We start from the raw sequence: 261 nt of genomic DNA, 5'->3' as shown, positions 1-261 counted from the left end.
GGGTATGATCAAAACAAATCTGATTTACCGCCAAGGCGTGAATGTCAAGAAATATGGCATGAAAAGGTATTTCAAGCTATGCCACAAATAAAACTTGTCCTTGCTATTGGAAGTTATGCGCAAAAATGGCATATTGCAAAACTAAAACATAAAACTGTCTCAGCAACCGTTAGTGATTGGAAAAACATTCTTTCCATACGTCAACCTCGAGGCTATAATGTCATGCCTTTACCACATCCAACAGGGAGCAATCCTTCTTGG

The 261-nt window shown here is 39.1% G+C and carries 1 pseudogene; it reads left to right on the top strand.

Annotated elements, in window-relative coordinates:
- Positions 1 to 261: pseudogene (locus ACFINS_RS11045) on the top strand (uracil-DNA glycosylase family protein); the annotation flags it as partial.

The sequence above is a fragment of the Bartonella sp. AA2SXKL genome (assembly GCF_042197205.1).
Taxonomy (GTDB): Bacteria; Pseudomonadota; Alphaproteobacteria; order Rhizobiales; family Rhizobiaceae; genus Bartonella.
This window is presented reverse-complemented; position numbering and strand designations above follow the sequence as displayed.